This window comes from Acinetobacter sp. CY79 (assembly GCF_059515845.1).
Genome location: NZ_JCAKMY010000011.1, coordinates 47,996 through 69,364, shown reverse-complemented (window position 1 = coordinate 69,364; position 21,369 = coordinate 47,996). Strand labels below are relative to the sequence as shown.

The window sequence follows — 21,369 nt, the reverse complement described above, 5'->3', positions numbered from 1 at the left end:
CCTATTAACTTATATATTCAATGCGAACAACGCATTGAATCAAAGATTATCTATAACTCTGTAGCCCCCACCTCATGATGAGGGCTACTCCCCAAAGAATATCTAACGATTAATCAGGTAACTTAAAGTTCGTTACAGATTCACGTAGAGAGTCAGCCATATTTGCCAACTCAGACACTGAGCGAGCTGTATCGAAAGTCGCTGTTGTCGTTTGCGAGGTAATTTCTTGAACAACATTCATCGTGTTCGCAATATGACCCGCAGACGCAGACTGAAGTTTTGACGTTTCAGAAATGTTAGCAATCAGTTTTTCTAAGGTATTCGATACAGTTTGAATCTCATCCAAAGCTACACCCGCATTCTTCGCAAGATTCGCACCACGTACAACTTCCGACGTCGTTTGTTCCATTGAAATGACGGCTTCGTTAGTATCGGTCTGAATCGTTTTCACCAGTGTTTCAATCTGTTTAGTCGCAGAAGCCGAACGTTCCGCAAGACGTTGTACTTCATCCGCAACCACGGCGAAACCACGACCCGCTTCACCTGCCATCGACGCTTGAATCGCAGCGTTTAATGCCAAGATGTTTGTTTGATCGGCAATATCGTTAATTAACGATACGATGTTACCAATCTCTTGAGAAGATTCACCAAGACGCTTAATACGTTTCGAGGTTTCTTGAATCTGCTCACGAATCGTATCCATACCCTGGATCGAACGGTTTACAACTTCAGCACCGTTGGATGCAATTTGTACAGAACGCTGAGCTACTTCAGCAGACTCTTCTGCGTTAGCAGAGACCAAATCAATAGATTGTGCAATTTCGTTAATCGCTGTAGATGCACCTGCAATTTCTTGCGCCTGATGCTCAGATGCTTCAGCTAACTGATGTGTAATCTGCTGCGTGTCTTGGGTATATTGTGCAACTTCTTGCGATGTTTCATTAATACGCGATACAAGGTCACGTAATTGGTCAATCGCGAAGTTAATCGAATCGGCAATTGCACCGGTAAAGTCTTCAGATACTGTTGCATACGAACTCAAGTCACCATCCGCCAAATCGGCAATCTCGTCCAGTAAACGTAAAATCGCATTCTGGTTACGGTCATACTCGTCCTGTAAACGCATTACACGAAGTTGATCTGACTGACTACGAAGAACCAATAATTTGAATACGCTGTATAAGAAAGCGATCAAAGCAATCAGCAGCAAAAAACCTGGTAAAATCGTTTTTAAACCAGAATTAACTTTAAGCTTATCTAAGCCCTCAAGAAGAGGATCAGACTGAGCTGAAATATTAGCAACAGCTTGACGAACTTTTACAATTTGTTCTGAGTTAGATAATACAGAGGCTGAACCCGACTTAATAATCGTATCGTAATCACTTTTGATACTTTTTAATGACTCTCGTGCTTCTTCGTTATCTACTCGTGCAACACCAAGTTCAGCATTACCATTCAATTGTGCATTAACATAAGAACCGAAAGTTTCAATATCTGAGTTAAAGTCATCTGCAGAACCACTTGCACTGTCTGTACCACCCAATACTGAACCAATCGAACGTAAGATACGTTCCGCAATAAAGACTTGGTTTTTACCAATAATCACTTGGCTACTTGGCACATTATTACGCGCCATTTGATCGACCATTAAGTTATATTCAGCCTGTATGCCTGGAATCGTTTCTTTGATTGCAAGGTTGGTGTCATATAACTGATTAATGATTTTTTGTTGAGATGTGATCAGATTAATATCTTTATTTACATTACCCCAAATCTGTTCAACTTTAGCTAAATCATCATTATTTGAGTGAATGCTTTGAACAGTTTCAAGGTTGGTTGCAAATTCCTTTTGTGAATTCGTTAAAGCTTGAATGGACTCTTTTGTACCTGAAGACATAGCTTCCGATGCTTGGCGAGACATTGTTTGCGATAATAAACGCAACTCACCTACACTACGTGTTAAATCGTTATTACGAGGTACACTGTAGAATAGATACAGTAAGATCAAAACTGAAACCAACAAACTGATTAGACCTAGTTGTAAATAAGATCTTGTTTGTTCAGTATCGCCAAACAATTTAGAAAATTGGTCGGCTTTCGCTTTCAGTTTAGTCACAAATACTGAATTACTTTGGTGAGTATTCTCACTTGCATTTTTCTTGTTCAGTTTAAAGCCCATCCAGCTTCTCCCCATTACGTGACTGATTAAAGCCTACGTCAAAACTAGTTTATAAATTTTTCTGATGCGTTCATGAATTGCGGATCATTTAATAACCGACTGAACATAAAAATATTCCAAGCTTGATTATGTTGCTGGAAATATCCCTGACAGTACGGCTTAAGCTTTTCGTCTATTTGTTTATTTTCTGAAAAAAAGCTTTTTTTATTAAAATGTTGTATCCCCAAAACTTGATCAACAATCAAACCAACATAATGATCATTATGGCTAATGCATAAAACTTTTTGAGTCGGTACGAACTGAGTTTTTTGATCTGAAAGATAATTTGCCAAATCAGAAACAGATAGCAAACGACCACGAATGTTTGCCAAACCTTTTACCCACCCTTTCGCCATTGGAACCGGCGTACAATCAGGGGGATAAATCACTTCAGATACTTCACCTAATGGAGCAACAAAATATTGCCCCAACATTTCAAATGCAATGCCTGACCATCGGTTTACTTCTTTATCATTGCCTGCGTAGTTTTTATTGCCACGCTTGGACAATCGAAGCAATTCGATAAATCCATTTGCTGCCATATTTTATCCCACAGTGAGATATCGTTTTATCACACTAATCAATTGACTTTCATCGATTGGCTTAGTTAGGTAGTCACACGCACCTTGCCTTTTTCCCCAAACACGGTCTGTATCCTGATCTTTAGTACTCACGATCACGATCGGTATGTGTTTAGTCGTTACACCTCGAGCAATTTGACGTGTCGCTTGAAAACCGTTTACACCAGGCATCACAATATCCATCAGGACGAGATCTGGTAATTCGGCTTGAGCAAGCGTAACGCCATCTGCCCCATTTGATGCTTCAATCACATCAAATCCGTTTTTATTCAATATTTCTTTAAATCGAAACATTTCAGTTGGTGAATCATCAACAACAAGAATACGCGCCATTTTTTTCCCCAATAAAGCAATGTCGTCTTTTATGCAGTTACATGATTACGTATAGCATTTAGCAATTCGTCTTTACTAAAAGGTTTGGTTAAGTATTCATCAGAACCTACAACTCGTCCTTTCGCTTGATCGAATAATCCGTCTTTACTTGACAACATAATGACCGGAATGTTTTGGTAATTTTGCGAGTTTTTAATCAATGCACAAGTTTGATAGCCATCTAAACGTGGCATCATGATATCTACGAAGACGATATCAGGATTTGCTTCTGCGATTTTTGAAAGTGCTTCAAAGCCGTCGACCGCAGTTACAACATTAAACCCCTCGCGTTGTAACAATGTTTCAGCTGTACGACGAATGGTTTTTGAATCATCAATTACCATGACTTTAAGATTTTGAAGTTTTTCGTCCATTTAACGACCCTTCCCAGTAAGCTGAATTAAGCAGAGCTGAACTAATTTATTTTTACAATAATTGTCATTTTTTAACATATTTTCACTATCTTTTTCAATGAGCTTTTCTCTGACTAGCGTTAATGTGTCATAAAGGAAAATAAAAGAGATAACCCGTTCATACAATTTATGTAATATTTTCGAGTTATATATTTATAAATTTAAACTAACACCCTAAAATGCTTGGGTTAAAAGCTAAAATAAAAAACTCTTTTTCTTTTTGTGGGGAATAAATGTCCAAATTTTTGAATTATTTTGCTACATCTTCATTCCTTTCTCCTTTGAAGCAAGTTTATGTGCTTTCTTCCGTTTTGTCCATTTTTATAGCGGCTGAATGTTTTGCGAGCAAAGCGGTCTGGTATCGCTACTATGACAAAAATGGCACAGCCAATATTAGTAGTACCGTTACACCTGCTCATATTCGTAACGGTTATGAAGCGCTCGATGCCAATATGCAGGTGATCAAAAGAAACAAAAGTTACAATGCAGAGGCCGATCAAAATCAATCTCGTGTTCGCGAGCAACAAGCACGTCAACGTGAACACGATATGAAATTAAAAAGAGCATATGGGACCAGTAAAACTGCAGCGATGAAACGCGATGAGTTGCTGAGAAACTACAACAAACAAATTGAATTGCAACAGCGTCAGCTAAAGCAAATTCAAAAAGATCGTATTATGTTCAAGCGTCAAGAAATGGAGCATTTTCGCAAAGGACAAGCAGTTCCCAATGATTTAAAAGATCGTTTGAAGTACAACATGCAGAACATTACCAATATCAAAAAAAATATTGAATCTTTACAAACAGACTATCGAAATACGCAGACCCAATACGCCACAATTATAAATCGCTTAAAAGCCCTTGAATAAAAAGGCTTTATATGGAAATAAGGACCACAAATGAAACCCACACTGCATAAAGATCCACAGACACGAGCTGTACTCAAAATCTCAGTATTGTGCCTAAGTTTGGTCCTTGCTGCATGCCAAAAATCCGAAGAAAAACCGATCCAAAAGCAAGAAACCCAAACCAAAATAGAACTGATTCAACAAGATGTTATTCAAGTTGAACAAGGAAGTTCTACCCAGCGAACTGCATTTTCAGGAACGATCAAAGCCGTCAATCAAAGCTCCATCCAATCTCAAGTGATGGCAACCGCTACTGCTGTGAATGTCCAAGTCGGTCAACAAGTCAGTCGTGGTCAAACTTTAGTTGAACTTAATAATCAAGACAATGCATCTCGTTTAGCACAATCTAAAGCCAATCTTGCTTCTGCCCAAGCTCAAGCTCAACAAGCTTTAAATATGGTGCAACGCAAAAAGCGCTTATATGACCAAGGGTTTATTTCTAAAGTTGAATATGAACAAAGCCAAGTAGACTACAAAGCGCAGCTTGAAACCGTTAAAGCACAACAAGCCAATGTCGATATATCCGTTAAAGCGAATCAGGATGGCATACTTAAAAGCCCAATCTCAGGCACGATTACCAAACGTAGTGTAGAACCGGGTCAAACCGTTTCTGTAGGGCAAACACTGCTCGAAATAGTCGACACCTCTCAACTTGAGATTCAAGCCAAAGTCTCGGCTGATCAGCAAAGTGCCTTAAAAGTTGGCAATCAAATTGAATATAACTTGCAAGGTAATCCACAAAAGTTGACTGCGACTTTGACACGTATTAGCCCGATTGCAGATCAGGCCAGCCGTCAGATTGAGTTCTTTGCTCAACCCAATCAAATGATTAACTCTTTAAGCATTGGTGCTTTTGTAGAGGGTTCTATTTTGGGAAATAATAGTATTCAAGGTCAAAAAATACCGCTCGACACCATTCAAGACTTACAAAACAAACCTTTCGTTTGGGTGGTTCGACAACAAAAATTAAAACAAGTGCCGATTAAAATTTTAGAACAACGACCCAATCAAAACCTCTCGATTGTTCAAGGCTTAGAAGCAACTGACCTCATCAGCAAAGTTAAATTTAGTGCAGATGATATCGACAAATCTGTCTTGATCTCAGCTAAGTAAAACAGGAGCATTGCTATGTGGCTCACTCGGATCAGTGTTAAATATCCTGTTTTCACGATTATGATGATGTTCTGTCTAATGGTGCTGGGTCTCGCCTCTTGGCAACGTATGGGCGTAGAAGAGTTTCCAGATGTCGACTTCCCTTTTGTCGTGATTTATACCAACTATCCAGGTGCGTCACCTGAAACCGTTGAATCTGACATCACCAAGAAGATGGAAGATCAAATCAATACCATCTCAGGGTTAAAGCAAGTTATTTCCCAGTCAAGTGAAGGTTTATCCACCATCATTGCTGAGTTTAATTTGGATGTTCCTTCAACCGTTGCTGCCCAAGATGTTCGAGATAAGATTGCGCCTGTGACCGCTCAATTTCGAGATGAAATTGAAGATCCCATTGTGGAACGTTACGACCCAACTGCTAGTGCGGTCATGTCTGTGGTTTTCGAATCCGATCAGATGTCTCTACGCGAGCTCAGTTCTTATCTTGACCAACGGATTGTTCCTCAACTCAGAACCGTAACAGGTGTGGGTACCGTCAATTTGCTCGGTGATGCACAACGGCAGATTAGAATCGAAGTTGATCCTTATAAATTACAAAGTTTTGGGATCGGGATCGACCAAGTCATTAACACCTTAAAAGGTGAAAATATTGAAGTTCCTGGTGGAACGCTAAAACAAGGTAATTCCGAACTTGTCGTTGAAATTAAATCCCGAGTTATACAACCTCAATCTTTTGGTGAGTTGATTGTTGCGACTAAAAATGGCTCGCCTATTTATCTCAGACAAGTTGCCAACATTCAAGACGGCCAAGCCGAGTTGGAGTCCAGTGCATTTCTGAATGGTAAAACGGCCATCGCAATGGATATCTTACGTAGTTCAGATTCAAATGTGATTGATGTTGTCGATGCCAGTTATAAAACGCTCAATAAAATTGAACAACAGTTACCTAAAGGTACAACACTCAAAGTCGTTGTAGACACCTCCAAAGGTATTCGTGCAAGTATCAAAGACGTCGCTCGAACCATTGTCGAAGGCGGCATTTTAGCAGTTCTCATTGTCCTACTCTTTTTAGGATCATTCCGTTCAACTGCCATTACAGGTTTAACCTTACCGATTGCATTACTCGGTACACTGACCTTTATTTGGATGTTTGGTTTCACCATTAACATGATGACTTTACTGGCTTTATCGTTGAGTATCGGTCTGTTAATTGATGATGCCATTGTGGTTCGAGAAAATATTGTTCGTCATGCAGATATGGGTAAAGATCATGTCACTGCAGCATTGGATGGTACCAAAGAAATTGGTTTAGCCGTCCTTGCAACCACTTTAACCATTGTTGCAGTTTTCCTTCCTGTAGCATTCATGGGTGGGATTATCGGTCGTTTCTTCTATCAGTTTGGGGTGACCGTCAGTACTGCTGTCCTGATTTCGATGTTTGTCAGTTTTACCCTTGATCCAATGCTTTCCGCACACTGGGCAGAAAAGAAAAATCCAAACAAGCAACCTGGCCGTGTAAAACGATTTTTCTTGTGGATCTCAGGCAAACTGGATCAGCTTAACCATGTCTATGAAAAGTTGCTCAAGCTCGCACTTCGTTTCCGTGTGATTACATTGGTCATCGCATTTGCATCACTATTTGCTGCTTTAGGTTTATCAAAGTTGATTGGTACAGAGTTCGTGCCTGTTCCTGATAAGGGTGAAATTCGAGTCAAATTTGAAACGCCTGTCGATGCTTCTCTTGAATACTCTCAAGCCAAGTTAAAACAAGTCGATCAAATTATTCGTCAGCATCCTCAAGTTCGTTCAACTTATGGTGTGATTAACGGCGTGACAGACCGCGGTAAAAATCACGTCAGTATTCGTGTCTCTGTTACGCCTCGACAAGAGCGAACAGAAACCCTTTCTGAACTCAACAATCAACTCCGCGATCGCTTAAAAAGTGTGGCTGGGATTACCGTCACCTCTGTTGCTTCAGCCGATGAAACCGTTTCAGGTGGTCAAAAACCTGTGATGATTTCAATCAAAGGCCCTGATCTAGATGAGTTACAGAAAATTTCAGATCGCTTTATGGCTGAAATGGAAAAAGTCGATGGCGTTGTCGATCTCGAAAGCTCATTGAAAGAGCCAAAACCTACACTTGAAGTTCATGTTAATCGTTTACTTGCCAATGACCTTGGATTATCGGTCGGTCAAATTGCCAATGTGATTCGCCCACTCCTTGCAGGTGATGATGCAACCACATGGAAAGACGACAAAGGCGAGAACTACGACGTGAATTTACGTTTATCAGAAGATAAAAGAACGCTGCCAAGCGACATTCAGAATCTATATCTAACTTCGCAAAAGATGGATGAGAATAATCAACCGATTTTGATTCCACTCTCAACTGTTTCCTCACTTGAAGAAAGCTATGGCGCTTCACAAATCAACCGTCGTGATTTGGCACGTGAAGTTTTGGTCGAGGCAAATACTTCAGGTCGTCCTGCGGGTGATATTGGTCGTGATATTAGTGCAATCCAGGATCAATTCGAAATGCCGGCTGGGTATAGCTTCGATACGCAGGGTTCAAATGCGGATATGGCAGAATCTGCAGGCTATGCAATGACTGCAATCACGCTATCCATCGTATTTATTTATATTGTTTTAGGCTCCCAGTTTAATAGCTTCATTCATCCTGCTGCGATTATGGCCTCCTTACCCCTATCACTGGTCGGAGTTTTCTTAGCCTTATTCGTGTTTAATTCCACCATGAATTTATTCTCGATCATCGGGATTATTATGCTCATGGGGCTGGTCACCAAAAATGCCATTCTGCTGATTGACTTTATTAAGAAGGCAATGGATCGAGGAGAAACTCGCTATGATGCAATTATCGCAGCGGGTACAACACGTCTTCGCCCGATCCTGATGACCACCAGTGCAATGGTCATGGGCATGGTACCTTTGGCGCTCGGTTTAGGTGAAGGTGGTGAACAAAGTGCACCTATGGCACATGCGGTCATTGGGGGTGTCATCACCTCGACCCTCCTGACATTAGTGGTTGTCCCTGTGATCTTTACCTACTTGGATGACTTTAAAAACTTTATGATGCGTCAAATGCGAAAAATCGTGTCATAATATTGGCAGTTGTAATGAGGTGTCATTTTGAATGTGCACCTCATTTTTTATCATATAATCTTATGCTTTAACGCTAATTATTAGGACAGTTTTCATGCGCGCGAGTCGCTTTTTATTTGCTACGTTAAGAGAAACCCCAAGTGATGCTGAAGTTATTTCACATCAGCTGATGCTTCGTGCGGGTATGATCCGTAAATTGGCTTCAGGTTTATACACTTGGTTGCCGATGGGTGTACGTGTGTTAAATAAAGTTGAAGCGATCGTACGTGAAGAAATGGATCGTGCAGGCTCATTACAAGTGTTGATGCCTGTGACTCAACCTGCTTCTCTTTGGGAAGAATCTGGTCGTTATGTGGAGTATGGTGCTGAATTGCTACGTTTTAAGGATCGTCATAACAATCCTTTCGTACTCGGTCCTACGCATGAAGAAGTTATTACGGATATGGCGCGTAACGAACTGAAAAGTTACAAGCAATTGCCTGCCAACTTCTATCAAGTTCAAACCAAATTCCGTGATGAAGTTCGTCCACGTTTTGGTGTCATGCGTTCACGTGAATTCATCATGAAAGATGCCTATTCTTTCCATGTTGATCAAGCGTCTTTACAAGAAACTTATGATGTAATGTATGAAGCATACTGTCGGATCTTCACACGTTTGGGTTTGGATTTCCGCCCAGTACAAGCAGATACAGGTTCAATCGGTGGTTCAGGTTCGCATGAATTTCATGTATTGGCTTCAAGCGGTGAAGATGATATCGCCTTCTCTACTGAATCTGATTACGCTGCCAACATTGAAATGGCGGAAGCTATTTTGGTGGGTGAACGTGCTGCACCGACTCAAGAATTAAAAATTGTTGATACTCCAAATCAAAAAACCATTGCTGATGTTTCTGCTTTCTTAAACACTGAAGCAAAAGATTCAGTGAAAGCCTTACTTGTTCAAGGTGTTGCTCAACAAGAAGGTCAAAAAGCACCAGTGGTCGCATTATTCCTTCGTGGCGATCATGAGCTGAATGAAATCAAAGCTGAGAAGCATCCTCAAATTGCATCACCATTGACTTTCGCGACTGAAGATCAAATCGCTGAACTAGGCTTAACTGTAGGATTTATCGGTCCTCAAGGCTTAGTTGAAAAAGGCTTAACTGTGATTGTGGATCGCGCTGCCTCTGTATTGTCTGACTTTGTTGCTGGAGCGAACGAAGCGGATAAACATGCCACTGGCGTAAACTGGGACCGTGATGCTCAATTTACTGAAGTCTATGACCTTCGTAATGTGGTTGAAGGCGATCCATCTCCAGATGGTAAAGGCGTATTACAAATCAAACGTGGTATTGAAGTGGGTCATATTTTCCAATTGGGTCAAAAATACTCAGAAGCTTTAGGATGTAAAGTTTTAGGTAAAGATGGTAAACCATTTACAGTCACCATGGGTTGCTACGGTATCGGTGTCACTCGTGTTGTTGCTTCTGCGATTGAACAAAACTACGATGACAAAGGGATTATCTGGCCTGCTGCGATTGCTCCATTCCAAGTGGCGATCGTGCCAATGAATGCTCACAAATCGCCTCGTACTTTAGAAGCAGCAGAGTCTCTCTATGCTGAACTTCAAGCGGCAGGATATGATGTATTGTTGGACGATCGTGATGAACGTCCTGGTGTTAAGTTCTCTGATCTAGAAATTAACGGTATTCCACATCGTATTGTGATTGGTGAAAAAGGTTTGGATGCAGGGACTTTTGAATATAAAGGTCGTACTGATGCTGAATCTGTAAATATCAGTAAAGAAGAAGTTTTAGCGAAAATTGCAGAATAAACATTTGCACCCTAAACCTCTAACTTAAAAAAATCCCGCCAAGTGCGGGATTTTTTTATCTGTCTATATCTTATTTCTATATATACTAAAAATAATGTTAAAGCCCGCGAATACTGACTTTCAGGTCTTTAACACTAGCACCAATTGCTCCAAAACTTCCCATTGAACCATTAGGTAAACCATTAAAGATGGTAGGTGAAATTGCAGCATCATTTCCTAGCATCACATTATTGAGTGCCACGTCCATTTTAGAGGAAGTGCCCGTGTTGCCAAAAACAAAACCAGTAGGCTCTACACCTGCATAAAAACCATTTAAATTGATTCCAGTCGCCGTATTTCCTTTCACTTGAAAATCAAACTTCGCGGATGTATCACCAGAAATCACTGCGATTGGACAGCCAGAGCCCGTACCACATATCGACTGAATTGCTCCGCTGAATTTAATCATTTGGCTTTGTGGCACATTGCCCAATTGAATATTTACACTGGGTGAGTTGCCTTGCACAAAATTAATTTCAAAATTGTTTGATGCACTACCGATTTCTACAAATTTTGAAACACCGCCATTAAGCACGCCCGCAGTTGTGAAGACATCCTTAGATTTTCCTAAACCTGTCGTCGCATTGGTATTTGCAAGATACACAGCAAAAGGACTCATTCTCAACCCTGTGATTTGACTTCCAAAGCCCAAACCAATATTGGCAAATGCTTTTCCATTTCCAGCATCCGTATCCACTATCGCATTGAGTGTAGATGAATTATTTGCCCCTAGAAAATTAATCGACATCGGAGTATTTGCTGTTCCTGCCAAAGTCAAAGAGGCCGCTTGATTATAATCTTGATTTAAAATTTTCGATCCAATGCCATCTTTGTCAATCAATGCGATTTGACCGATATCAACTTGCGGGAGCGTAATCCCAACGTTGATTCCATCTTGGCCTGTTGTTGTCGACAATGTTTGATCATCCAAAGCTTCTAGTGCCATAACTTGCGTTAATGGCATCATCAACATCGTCAGGACATATATTTTATTTTTATTCATTGTAAATATCCCTATCTTTTAATTTCGTGGCACGATATTAAATTCACTTGAGATGCGCCCACCTGTAATCGCTAACTCACCTAAACGTGCACCCGGGCCTGTATTGGGTGGATAGAAATTGATATCTCTTGCTCTAAACACACCTGAAGTGGTTTGCTGTGGATTTAAGAGTAAATTCGCATGGAAGCCAACTTTTGCATTTCCACTGGTCTGATCTTTATTCACCACAATGGCATTATTAAATGCCACTTTACCTGTAATTCTATCTAAACCGAGTGTCGAACCATTTTGTGGATCACTAATCTGAACAGTATTGTTATTACCTTTCAGATCAAGCTCACCTGCCACAGATAAGCGACTACCATCAGCAATTGAACTATTCGGAAGTAATGAAAAATTAATATCTCCGCCTAAACGTAGTTTCAAACCAAACAGTACATCATCAGGGAGCGAGAAATTATTTGCAGTAGAGGCACTCTGCGTTGCACAACCCGCAGCAGAACTACTTAGCTTACATGTTTTATAAGTTGTACCTGGTAAATAACCTGCTGCAACTTCAGCCGACATCACAATCAACATATCTTTTAAACTGACGTTCAGACTGCCATTTTCCACACCCAAATGACCCGCACCTTTAAGCAGGGTATCCACATTTCGCAGTCCCATATAGTAATCCGTTGTGGTATTGGTTTGGCCTACTTTTCCGCCATCAATCAACAGAATCGACGTTGTTTTATCGCCTTTGCCTTTACTCACACCTTCAGTACTCATCGCAATCGATAGTCCCAAACGTGCTGTTTCACCTGCACTGCTGACCAAATTTTTAACCACATTTGAACCTGACAGTGTGTAATAAAATGCTTGATCTGCTTGAACTTTAGTACCATACAATGCCAAATTTGCATTTAAATTATAAAAAGGAAGTGCAAGTCCCCACTCATTATTTAAACCATTATTGGCAAATAAATTTGCATCATCCACACCCGCACTCGTTGTAAAACGACCACGACGCGCTAAGGACTGGAACTCAGCCCCACGAATAGCCACAGCAACACTATATGGATTAGTTGTACTAATCGCATTATGGACATATTGTCTATAATCGAGATCTTTAGTAAGAAACTCACCATTACCAAAACGGCTGGTTTGAAACACATTGTTCACAGGAATAGATAAAAACTTGGTGTCCACTAAGTTAATGTAGACATTACCACTGTCAAAAGATGCACGACTGCCTGCCATCAATCCAGTTAAATTACTGAACTCAAATCCATAAGCATTTAAACCCGCACCACCAATTTCAAGTTTTGTCGCTTTGGATGCATCGCCGCCTAACATTGAATCGTTATCATTGGTGAATTCAGCTTTCATCCGGAAGCCAATCCCTGAATTCCCAATATTGTTCCCGCCTTGAGCGCCATCTGTGCGTACAGCATTACCCAATACGTTTTCTTGACCTTTCGTACCTCGAAATTCAAGTGATGAGTTCACCATACGTCCACTTGCACCTAAACGAATAAGCCCTTTTGCACCTTGCGGACTATTTGTTGTGGCATCTATGGCATAAGGATTTTGCGCATTCGCCTCTTTATTCAGCATAATCTCTAAGTTCAAACCAGAACTTGTGGTTACCCCATTTGCTGAATAAGTCCCTGTATTTTTAAACCCTGCATTTGAAGACGCTGGATCTGCGACGCGATTTAAATCGACATAACCTAAATTTTCATTGGGTGTACTACTCATCGTTGCATAACGATCAACAGCACCATCACGAGTGTTGGTTTGCATTCTCAAACCTTCAGCTGAGTCTACAAAAATTGAACCTTTGCCTTCAAAGTTAAAGTTGAAGTTTTTAAGAATCAACTGATTCAGCTTAGAATTGACATCTGTTTGCCCTAAATAAATATTGGCATTTTTAAGCCCCATCGACATTTCGCTCAGATTATCTTTGCTAAATAGCCCATCGATGGTTCTTAACTTTAAATCAATATTCGAAGCGGTTTGAATGGCTAAATTACCAATCGCAGGGGTACAGCTGGCAGTTGAAGCACCTTCACAAATACGGAAAGAATCTACAGTAACCAACGCAGGCGAAGCACTTACTGCTAAATCTAAGCCAACTTTATTCTCTTTACTGCCCGTATTGATCTGAATATCTGCACCCAATGGAGCAGATGATGCATTACTTTGGCGTATCTTAACTTGATCAGCAGTTGCTCTTAGTGTCGTACCATTTGCATTTAAACTGCCACGACCAGCATCATCGGACCAATACAGTTGATCAATATTGGCTTCACTTAAAGTCGTTGAAATTTGAACGCCATCTTGACCATCAACGGCTCTTAATGCTTCGTCTTGCATTGCTTCGAGTGCATATAATTGACCCGAAGCGAGTAAAACACTCATCGCCAAAGTATTTAACATTAAAATCTTGTTGTGATTTTGCTTCTTATTTTTTATCACGATTTTATTATTCATCACTATTCCCTGTTGGCTGATTGGTAATTAACAACGTGGATGACTAGCATCACAACCAAACATCATCACCTTACCTTGAAGTGCTAAATTTCCATTCATACGCACGCCCATAAAACCTTTCTCACGACCATGATCGTATGCAGATTTAGGTGCATTTGCCGAGTCATAACGAGATACTTGTAGATAGCCATGATCTGCTGGATTTATACTATCACCGTCGCTGGTTGCCGAGGAGACAAACGTATCTTTGCCAAAGGCTAGAGCATCAAATCCAAAGTTGCGGATTTGAATCGGTAATTGAGGATCAAAGCTTAATTGCATCGCAGCTTTGATCTTGTCGGCACCACCATCATTTTTGTAGGTTAAATCGATACCATCCAGTCCGATTTTTTGGATATTAATGGTTCCTTGAATACCTTTCATCACTAGCCATAATTTATTACCACCTGTACTACTTGCTAGACCATTTGCATCGACATAGCGATTGTTAACTGCAACAGCTAAACGGCAAAACTCAACTTTTTCACAAACAGCACCCGCACCATTATCAAAAACATACTTACCATCAACCAATTTTTGATTCAGTGAGAGTTTTATTGATAAATCTGCGCCAGATTGACCTTCAACTTCTTGTAAAGCATGGTCGCTTAGAGCTTCTAATGCAAAACTTTGTGTAGACATTAAACTCGCTATAAGAAGAGTCGAGAGTATTTTCATTAGGTTCTCCTTATAGTCCTTTGGTGGTGATTTTAAGATGTTGGATTAATACCCCATCAATCACGGCTGAACCCATATTTTTAAAGTTAGCCGCTGGCGCTGTTGCACCCGGTGTTTGAGCCACTGGACGCATAGCACCAAATGAAACACCGACTGCATCTGCACCTTTGTATGCACTCAACGTATTTTTAGATGCATCGTAAACGGTTGAACCAATCGTAATACTGCTGTGGGTCGCATTATTCCCTTGATATCCAGTCAGTCCATTATTGCCACACTTATAAACGTTACAGGTTGAGCCCTGATATACAGTTGAATTGGGGTTGTCGTAGTCAGTATAAATTTTTCGGTAAATTTCTTCTTTATTGGGAATACGAGTCAGTTCTAAACTGAAGTTTGCACCATCTGAGCCCAAGATCAGCGGTTGATACAATGAACCTAATACTAAGTTTGCATTCAAATTATGGATAAATAATCCTTCATTCGCATCAAAAATTGGCGCAGATGTTCCATTCACTGCAGGACTATCTAACAAATTGGTATTCGTGGTTTCTCTGGTACTTAGACGTAACACTTTATCGTTTAAACTTGTGGTCTTTAAATTCGCTGCATCACCACTGTTTAATCGGACTAAGCCCGCTATACCTAAAGTATTATTATAAAAAGCACTCATCCCATTGGCATTTGTAGAGCCATTTAAAGTTTGAAACACCTGTAGACGACTGCCATTAAGGGTGAAATCATTCCAAATGGCTTGTAAACGTAATCTATTCGCACGCCCTTCAGTTGTTTGATTGGTCGCACCTAATTTATACAACGATGCATCACCTTCTTTTTTACTTGGATCCAACACAAAAGCATCCGCCCATAGGCCCATTTTTAACTTATATGCATCTGCACCATCAGCGGCATTGGTCGGAATGGAAGTATTAAATAAAGGGGCTTCTAAAGTCAGGTAAGGCACCTGACACTTTGGATCACTTGCCGCACACTTACTATTGAGATCAAAATTGGGCACTTGATTTTCAGTTTCTACTTTTAAAATCCATGGATTGGTCGCCGTTCCCCATGAACCAATACGCGCTGCAGCATCAGAATTGGCCAATCGGGAATTATGATTTCCATCAGATTTGGACAGTGCTAAACCATAAACAAATAGATCGGCTTTACCCACAGAGTGATCTTTAGCATCGACAACATTGTCTTTATTCGTGTCGAGAGCTGCGTTGGTTAAAGGCCCAACAGGAATAACATGGATGTAACCTGTATCTTTAGATCGATCAGTGAGATCAGTACCCGTTGAATTTTCGCCCTGAAATACAAAGTAGGCATCTTGGGGTACGAGAGCAATACCCTCACCCGTTGTAGTACTTAAAGTTTCATCAGAAAGAGGTTGCAGTGCGAAGCTCATTTGCGAGATGCACAAAGTCATCAAAGTCGATAACATCGTCTTATTAAAATTAAACGTATAATTGAGTGTAGTCATCTTGACCTTCCTTTTTATACGATGCTCCGCACCATATTTTTATTTTTGGATTTTAAATTTCTAATTTTTTAAGAAAGATCCATTTTTTCTTAAAACATTTGATTAACGCATCACATTTTATATTATCCAAGTTGAATGCTTTATGCAAAATAATGCGTCCTAAAACACACTTTTTCCGATAAGTGATTGTTGTTTAATTTATTGAAGAATAATAAAAACTTATAACCAATGAATCAGTTTTTAATGAGGTATATTTGATTGTTTTTTTGTTATTACACTTTATTTTAGACTGATCAAAGTGTCATAAATAAAAAAAGCAAACGATGGCGTTTGCTTTTTAACATTCAGCGAAGCCAATATTTTAAGTTTTTGGAAGCGTCACACCTGTTTGACCTTGGTATTTACCACCGCGGTCTTTATAAGACGTTTCACACACTTCATCTGATTCAAAGAATAACATTTGAGCTACACCCTCACCTGCATAAATACGTGCAGGTAGGTTTGTAGTATTAGAAAATTCCAAAGTCACATGACCTTCCCACTCGGGTTCAAGTGGTGTGACGTTTACGATAATACCGCAACGTGCATAAGTCGACTTACCTAAACAAACCGTCAATACATTGCGTGGAATACGGAAGTACTCAACGGTACGCGCCAAAGCAAATGAGTTCGGTGGAATAATACAAACATCTGCTTCGATATCGATAAAACTTTTTTCATCAAAGTTTTTTGGATCCACAATGACTGAATGAACATTGGTAAATACTTTAAATTCACGTGCACAACGTACATCATAACCATAGCTCGATACGCCATAAGAGATGAGCTTTTGTCCATTCTCATCTAAGCGAACTTGGTTTTCTGCATACGGTTCAATCATGCCGTGATTTTCGCTCATTTCGCGAATCCAACGATCAGACTTAATTGCCATTTATATTTCCCAAAAACTGATTTCAATTACTGCGGGTTACTTTAACTGAATTCGACAATAATGGAAATAACAAAGCCTTGATCATGCTCATTTGCGTTGAACAACAACTGTGTGCACTTGAGCTATGTAAGATATGTAAAACGATGAGTATTTTAAAGGCTCAAAAGTGCTGAATAACTGAGTGGAATAGAAAAACTCATCAGAATCAAAGATGCCGTTTTTTGCATATTTTTTTGATTAAGCCAATGGATTTTATTCGACGCTAATAAAGAACCCAATACTGTCCAACTAAAAGCAATTGGAATAATCAAAATCAAGAAAACCAACATGTGCGGTACATAAACATGCGCATCCGTCCAAGCCATATTGGGAAAAATCGCTGAAGCAAATAGCAAAGCTTTTGGATTTAATAGCGTCGCTAAAAATAACTCACGCGCACGTATACACGAATGAACTAATTCTTCATCTGCCCCAGCAGTACGCCATAATTTGATCGACAAATATAGAAGATAACCTGCACTGAATAATTTAAGAATAGTCGGTAATAAAGGCATATGAGTTGAGACTTTGCCAATGAGAAAGCCCCAAAATGTAATTGAAATCAGATAGCCAATCGCTTCTGCTGGGATAAGTCGAAATGATTTCTTTACCCCCACTTGAATCCCCGAAGATGCAAGTAATGTGTTTGTGGGTCCTGGTGTGAAGAGGATCGTAATCACTAAACCGATAAATAGCCATGAAATCATACAATAAACTCACTCTTGAGCGATTGCAGATTAATCCTGTTTTTTCAGCCTTGCAAAAAAATAATTGTAAGTAGACATGAGCTAAAAACAATATTTATTTAAATAAAATAATTTCAACCAGTTAATGATTTTTAATATTTCTACTCCACAGTCATTTCGCTCTATTTCCCAAAATTCATCCAAATGTGTTAAAAATTCAATTTTTATAATTGTTATGAACATTTTTAAATCATCTAAAAATTAAAAAAGAGAGCCGAAACCCTCATTTTTTAAGATACTCATTAAATGATTTTTATCTATTTCAGCTTTTTTTTGTACTGATTATTTAGATGTACTCGCAGATACAGTCACTTCACCTGAATCCGCCTGAACAGCTTTTTCTTTGGCTTGAACAAAAGCTTCAGGGAAATCAACATGGTTAATAATTGCGGCAGATGCTGTAAGTGAAGTAAAACTGAATGCAAGAATGATCACTTTTAAGGTACGCATATCAATGAACCTACACATTATTGTTGGGAGAAGCTAAAGTATAGTGATTAAAATTAGAGTAAATAATCACAATTTTGCATGTTTTATAGTCAGTTTAAGGTTTCGAGATTTCTCAGCTTTAAAATCAATGTTCCACTTTAAATGCTAATCTAAGAAACAAAAAAGCCCAACTTCAGTTGAGCTTTAAGTATTTAAGAATAATTGTGCGGTTTTAAGATATCCATAAATTTAAAAAATACGATTTTCTTTCTTATCAGCTTTAGGTAATTGCTTTGCAATTTTTTCAGCAATCTCAATATAAGACCGAGCTGCACTGTCTCCTGCGATTACAGAAGGCTTACCAATATCAGCATTTTCACGAATACTCGCGTTCAAAGGCAAACGACCCAATAGCGGAATATCGTATTGCTCTGCCAATTTATCGCCACCACCTGTACCAAAGATCTGCTCTTCAAATCCACAATTTGAACAAATATGCGTCGACATATTTTCAATCACCCCCATCACTGGGATGCCGACTTTGTTAAACAATGCGATGCCTTTAGTGGCATCCATCAATGCGACATTTTGAGGTGTTGTCACAATCACAGCACCCGTCACAGGAATCCGCTGTGCCAAAGTCAACTGAATGTCTCCTGTTCCAGGTGGCATATCAATCAAAAGCACATCTAAGTCTGGCCATAACGTTTGATTGAACAACTGCATCAAAGCACCTGTTGCTTTCGGTCCACGCCATGCAACCGGCGTATTGTGATCACCTGTTAAATGTCCAATTGAAAGCACTGCCATTCCATAAGCATCTAAAGGTACGAAATGTTCTGCTTCGATCATGGGTGTACGACCTGCATTGCCTAACATCGTCGGAATACTTGGACCATAGATGTCTGCATCAAGCACACCCACTTTCAATCCCATTTGCTGCAGCGCAAGTGCGATGTTTACCGTGGTGGTCGATTTACCCACCCCACCTTTGCCAGATGAGATCAATACGACATTTTGAATTCGTGGATGTTTTGGAACATCACGTTGCTGTGGAGCAGCTTTTTGAATGGGTGGATTATTGGGATCTACGTCGTCATTTTTTGGTTCAGCTTTGGTTGCCTTTTCAACGGTTGATAGTGTTGCAACTTTAGTTTGAGAGTGTGCAGAAGCATCAATCACAGGGGGTAAATTCGGTTTTGCTGTATTTGATGATGTAGTTGACGGCTTGGTTGAACAGCTTTCACCCGCTGCATGATTGTGCCCACAACCACCAGACTCACCCTGTTCATGTTTTTGTTGGATCACATGCATATTCAACTCTTGAATACCACATGGTTCAAGCGCATCGGCAAGGTCATCATGAATTTTTTGTAAATGCTCGGCCTCTGACTTGAATATATTGATCGTGATTTGAAGCACACGACCTTCAACATTGACTTGGCTGATGCGATCTTTTAAAAGATGAGTTGAATTTGGAAGGATATAGCGCTGCAAAATCGCTTGGATTTCTTCTTCCTTCACGTCTTGAGCTGGTGAAAAAACCGATTTAAGTGAAGAAAGCCACGACATATATTTGCTCCAAACAGGACATACAGCTGAATGCCTTAGTGTAACTGGAAAAGCCCTTAAATTTAAGCCTCGTTATCGTTCAAATCCTATAGAAAATTAAATCCCGACTAAATCAATCAGATTTATTCTACTTTTCAAGTAAAAATAATAAATTAATGACATAATTTGTCATTTATTTATCACGCTTTTTTTTGTTTAAATGCTTGCCATATCAGGATGATACGACACAAAAATAATGTGTTTTATTTCACACTTTGTGCTTATAATCCAAAATCAAACACAATTTAAGGGATTGGCATGAAATCAATTATCATTTTTTTGATTGCTGGGCTTTTTTCTTTTTTAACATTTGCTTCAGTCGAAACGTCTAGCTTTAAAACCGCGAGTAATCAGACTGTTGCACTTGGTGATAGTTTGACCCAATTAATGAGTCGTACAGGTCAATCACCAACTGCTATGCGAACCACCCCTTGGCAAGAGGGTTCTAATCAGGTCAATGCTATGCAGTATGACTATAACATTGGCGACAATGTTTATACGGTGACTGTGGTTAAGGAACAAATTAGAAAAATCGAAATGAAGTCTTATCTACAATAAAAATATTGATCCATTAACAATCCTACAATGTAGAAAAGTGCCAAATGGCACTCTTCTTTTTTGCTATAGCTCTTGGATGATTACAGTTGCGGACTATCTATTCATCAATACTCAGTTCAACAAAAATCATTTTGAAATGACTTAAACTTTTTTATCGTCATTGTTTGAAGTATCGGAAGTGCTGTCTTGTGCGGACTGATTATCCGTTTGAGCTGATTCATCCTTTTTAAATTTTGACAGTGTTTCAGAAGCTTTCTTTTTTAACTCGTCAAACTTTTCAGTTGCCTGCACTTTCAGTTCATCAAACTTTAAGCTTGCATCATGTTTCAGTTCATTGGCTTTCACTTTTGCTTCATCCAATTTATGGCTAGCTTCAATCTTTAAATGCTCCAACTTTTCTTGAGCATTGTTTTTCACATCAGTAAATTTATCTTTCGCATGTTCTGTTTTGTCATTTAGAGTGGTTTGTCCATCTTTAGTTTCATCACGTACATTTTGCTTCAGTTCATCTAACTTTTTCTCGCCTTCAAGTTTAACTTCCTTTACAGAATGCTTGAGATCATCTAACGCCTTTTCACTGCTCAACTGTGCCTCTTTGACTTGATGCTTAATGTCCGTACCTAAATCAGCTACTTTATCTTTTAACTGCTCTACATTTTTATTATTACTCATGTTGGCACCTCTCTGATTGTTTTAAAATTGTCTAACAATTATTTATACAGCATTTCATTCACTTGCATGGTTTTAGCATCATTTTGCAACAAAGTGACTACATGCCGTTGCGCAGTATTTTT

The 21,369-nt window shown here is 39.5% G+C and carries 17 protein-coding genes and 1 pseudogene; 5 read left to right on the top strand and 13 right to left on the bottom strand.

Going from position 1 to position 21,369, the window contains the following annotated elements:
* Positions 1 to 109: 109 nt before the first annotated feature.
* Genes AC5YCE_RS06035 through pilG form a run of 4 tightly spaced genes read right to left on the bottom strand, consistent with a single transcriptional unit; the run spans position 110 to position 3,545 of the window.
* The gene (locus AC5YCE_RS06035; protein ID WP_496171406.1) at positions 110 to 2,179 is read right to left on the bottom strand and encodes a methyl-accepting chemotaxis protein; all 2,070 of its coding nucleotides are present in this window, start codon (positions 2,177 to 2,179) and stop codon (positions 110 to 112) included.
* Between the two features lie 44 nt (positions 2,180 to 2,223).
* Positions 2,224 to 2,760 carry a chemotaxis protein CheW gene (locus tag AC5YCE_RS06030; RefSeq protein ID WP_496124514.1) on the bottom strand — a complete coding sequence of 179 codons (537 nt, stop codon included), beginning with the start codon at positions 2,758 to 2,760 and terminating at the stop codon, positions 2,224 to 2,226.
* A 3-nt stretch (positions 2,761 to 2,763) separates the two neighbouring features.
* Entirely contained in the window at positions 2,764 to 3,132 is a 369-nt protein-coding gene (locus AC5YCE_RS06025) for a response regulator (RefSeq protein WP_496124513.1), read from the bottom strand.
* 29 nt (positions 3,133 to 3,161) lie between these two features.
* Positions 3,162 to 3,545, bottom strand: a complete 384-nt coding sequence (gene pilG / locus AC5YCE_RS06020; RefSeq protein ID WP_496124512.1) for a twitching motility response regulator PilG — start codon at positions 3,543 to 3,545, stop codon at positions 3,162 to 3,164.
* Between the two features lie 272 nt (positions 3,546 to 3,817).
* Here pilG and AC5YCE_RS06015 point away from each other — a divergent pair, with 272 nt between their 5' ends.
* The 4 genes from AC5YCE_RS06015 (at position 3,818) to AC5YCE_RS06000 (ending at position 10,538) form a co-directional block, all read left to right on the top strand.
* Positions 3,818 to 4,453, top strand: coding sequence for a hypothetical protein (locus AC5YCE_RS06015; RefSeq protein ID WP_496171405.1), 636 nt, complete (start codon positions 3,818 to 3,820; stop codon positions 4,451 to 4,453).
* Between the two features lie 30 nt (positions 4,454 to 4,483).
* Complete coding sequence (locus AC5YCE_RS06010) at positions 4,484 to 5,605, top strand: efflux RND transporter periplasmic adaptor subunit (protein WP_496171404.1); 1,122 nt, start codon at positions 4,484 to 4,486, stop codon at positions 5,603 to 5,605.
* A gap of 15 nt (positions 5,606 to 5,620) precedes the next feature.
* Positions 5,621 to 8,725 (top strand): efflux RND transporter permease subunit, encoded by a 3,105-nt coding sequence (locus AC5YCE_RS06005; RefSeq protein ID WP_496171403.1) that lies wholly within the window; start codon positions 5,621 to 5,623, stop codon positions 8,723 to 8,725.
* A 94-nt stretch (positions 8,726 to 8,819) separates the two neighbouring features.
* The gene (locus AC5YCE_RS06000) at positions 8,820 to 10,538 is read left to right on the top strand and encodes a proline--tRNA ligase (RefSeq protein ID WP_496171402.1); all 1,719 of its coding nucleotides are present in this window, start codon (positions 8,820 to 8,822) and stop codon (positions 10,536 to 10,538) included.
* 97 nt (positions 10,539 to 10,635) lie between these two features.
* On the opposite strand, the gene AC5YCE_RS05995 is transcribed toward AC5YCE_RS06000, so the two are convergent.
* The 8 genes and pseudogenes from AC5YCE_RS05995 to apbC form a co-directional block, all read right to left on the bottom strand.
* On the bottom strand, positions 10,636 to 11,580 hold the full coding sequence (locus AC5YCE_RS05995; RefSeq protein ID WP_496171401.1) for a DUF6160 family protein: 945 nt from the start codon (positions 11,578 to 11,580) through the stop codon (positions 10,636 to 10,638).
* 18 nt (positions 11,581 to 11,598) lie between these two features.
* The gene (locus AC5YCE_RS05990) at positions 11,599 to 14,058 is read right to left on the bottom strand and encodes a DUF6160 family protein (protein ID WP_496171400.1); all 2,460 of its coding nucleotides are present in this window, start codon (positions 14,056 to 14,058) and stop codon (positions 11,599 to 11,601) included.
* Positions 14,059 to 14,085: 27 nt separating this feature from the next.
* Positions 14,086 to 14,775 carry a hypothetical protein gene (locus tag AC5YCE_RS05985; RefSeq protein ID WP_496171399.1) on the bottom strand — a complete coding sequence of 230 codons (690 nt, stop codon included), beginning with the start codon at positions 14,773 to 14,775 and terminating at the stop codon, positions 14,086 to 14,088.
* A gap of 130 nt (positions 14,776 to 14,905) precedes the next feature.
* Positions 14,906 to 16,261: pseudogene (locus tag AC5YCE_RS05980) on the bottom strand (hypothetical protein); the annotation flags it as partial.
* 361 nt (positions 16,262 to 16,622) lie between these two features.
* Positions 16,623 to 17,192 carry a dCTP deaminase gene (gene dcd / locus AC5YCE_RS05975; protein WP_496124504.1) on the bottom strand — a complete coding sequence of 190 codons (570 nt, stop codon included), beginning with the start codon at positions 17,190 to 17,192 and terminating at the stop codon, positions 16,623 to 16,625.
* Positions 17,193 to 17,344: 152 nt separating this feature from the next.
* Positions 17,345 to 17,938: a LysE family translocator gene (locus AC5YCE_RS05970; RefSeq protein WP_496124503.1), complete on the bottom strand. Its 594-nt coding sequence runs from the start codon at positions 17,936 to 17,938 to the stop codon at positions 17,345 to 17,347.
* 321 nt (positions 17,939 to 18,259) lie between these two features.
* Complete coding sequence (locus tag AC5YCE_RS05965; RefSeq protein ID WP_496124502.1) at positions 18,260 to 18,427, bottom strand: hypothetical protein; 168 nt, start codon at positions 18,425 to 18,427, stop codon at positions 18,260 to 18,262.
* Positions 18,428 to 18,655: 228 nt separating this feature from the next.
* Positions 18,656 to 19,978, bottom strand: coding sequence for an iron-sulfur cluster carrier protein ApbC (gene apbC / locus AC5YCE_RS05960; protein ID WP_496171398.1), 1,323 nt, complete (start codon positions 19,976 to 19,978; stop codon positions 18,656 to 18,658).
* 297 nt (positions 19,979 to 20,275) lie between these two features.
* On the opposite strand from apbC, the gene AC5YCE_RS05955 reads away from it, so the two are divergent.
* Positions 20,276 to 20,575, top strand: a complete 300-nt coding sequence (locus tag AC5YCE_RS05955; protein ID WP_496171397.1) for a hypothetical protein — start codon at positions 20,276 to 20,278, stop codon at positions 20,573 to 20,575.
* Positions 20,576 to 20,716: 141 nt separating this feature from the next.
* On the opposite strand, the gene AC5YCE_RS05950 is transcribed toward AC5YCE_RS05955, so the two are convergent.
* Positions 20,717 to 21,247, bottom strand: a complete 531-nt coding sequence (locus tag AC5YCE_RS05950) for a hypothetical protein (protein WP_496171396.1) — start codon at positions 21,245 to 21,247, stop codon at positions 20,717 to 20,719.
* Between the last annotated feature and the right edge of the window lie 122 nt (positions 21,248 to 21,369).

Coding starts and splice junctions, on each gene's coding strand:
- AC5YCE_RS06000 (WP_496171402.1), top strand. CDS start 8,820: ATGCGCGCGAGTCGCTTTTTATTTGCTACGTTAAGAGAAACCCCAAGT.
- AC5YCE_RS06010 (WP_496171404.1), top strand. CDS start 4,484: ATGAAACCCACACTGCATAAAGATCCACAGACACGAGCTGTACTCAAA.
- AC5YCE_RS05990 (WP_496171400.1), bottom strand. CDS start 14,058: ATGAATAATAAAATCGTGATAAAAAATAAGAAGCAAAATCACAACAAG.
- AC5YCE_RS06025 (WP_496124513.1), bottom strand. CDS start 3,132: ATGGCGCGTATTCTTGTTGTTGATGATTCACCAACTGAAATGTTTCGA.
- AC5YCE_RS05970 (WP_496124503.1), bottom strand. CDS start 17,938: ATGATTTCATGGCTATTTATCGGTTTAGTGATTACGATCCTCTTCACA.
- dcd (WP_496124504.1), bottom strand. CDS start 17,192: ATGGCAATTAAGTCTGATCGTTGGATTCGCGAAATGAGCGAAAATCAC.
- pilG (WP_496124512.1), bottom strand. CDS start 3,545: ATGGACGAAAAACTTCAAAATCTTAAAGTCATGGTAATTGATGATTCA.
- AC5YCE_RS05955 (WP_496171397.1), top strand. CDS start 20,276: ATGAAATCAATTATCATTTTTTTGATTGCTGGGCTTTTTTCTTTTTTA.
- AC5YCE_RS06015 (WP_496171405.1), top strand. CDS start 3,818: ATGTCCAAATTTTTGAATTATTTTGCTACATCTTCATTCCTTTCTCCT.
- AC5YCE_RS06030 (WP_496124514.1), bottom strand. CDS start 2,760: ATGGCAGCAAATGGATTTATCGAATTGCTTCGATTGTCCAAGCGTGGC.
- AC5YCE_RS06005 (WP_496171403.1), top strand. CDS start 5,621: ATGTGGCTCACTCGGATCAGTGTTAAATATCCTGTTTTCACGATTATG.
- AC5YCE_RS05965 (WP_496124502.1), bottom strand. CDS start 18,427: ATGCGTACCTTAAAAGTGATCATTCTTGCATTCAGTTTTACTTCACTT.
- AC5YCE_RS05995 (WP_496171401.1), bottom strand. CDS start 11,580: ATGAATAAAAATAAAATATATGTCCTGACGATGTTGATGATGCCATTA.
- AC5YCE_RS05985 (WP_496171399.1), bottom strand. CDS start 14,775: ATGAAAATACTCTCGACTCTTCTTATAGCGAGTTTAATGTCTACACAA.
- AC5YCE_RS05950 (WP_496171396.1), bottom strand. CDS start 21,247: ATGAGTAATAATAAAAATGTAGAGCAGTTAAAAGATAAAGTAGCTGAT.
- AC5YCE_RS06035 (WP_496171406.1), bottom strand. CDS start 2,179: ATGGGCTTTAAACTGAACAAGAAAAATGCAAGTGAGAATACTCACCAA.
- apbC (WP_496171398.1), bottom strand. CDS start 19,978: ATGTCGTGGCTTTCTTCACTTAAATCGGTTTTTTCACCAGCTCAAGAC.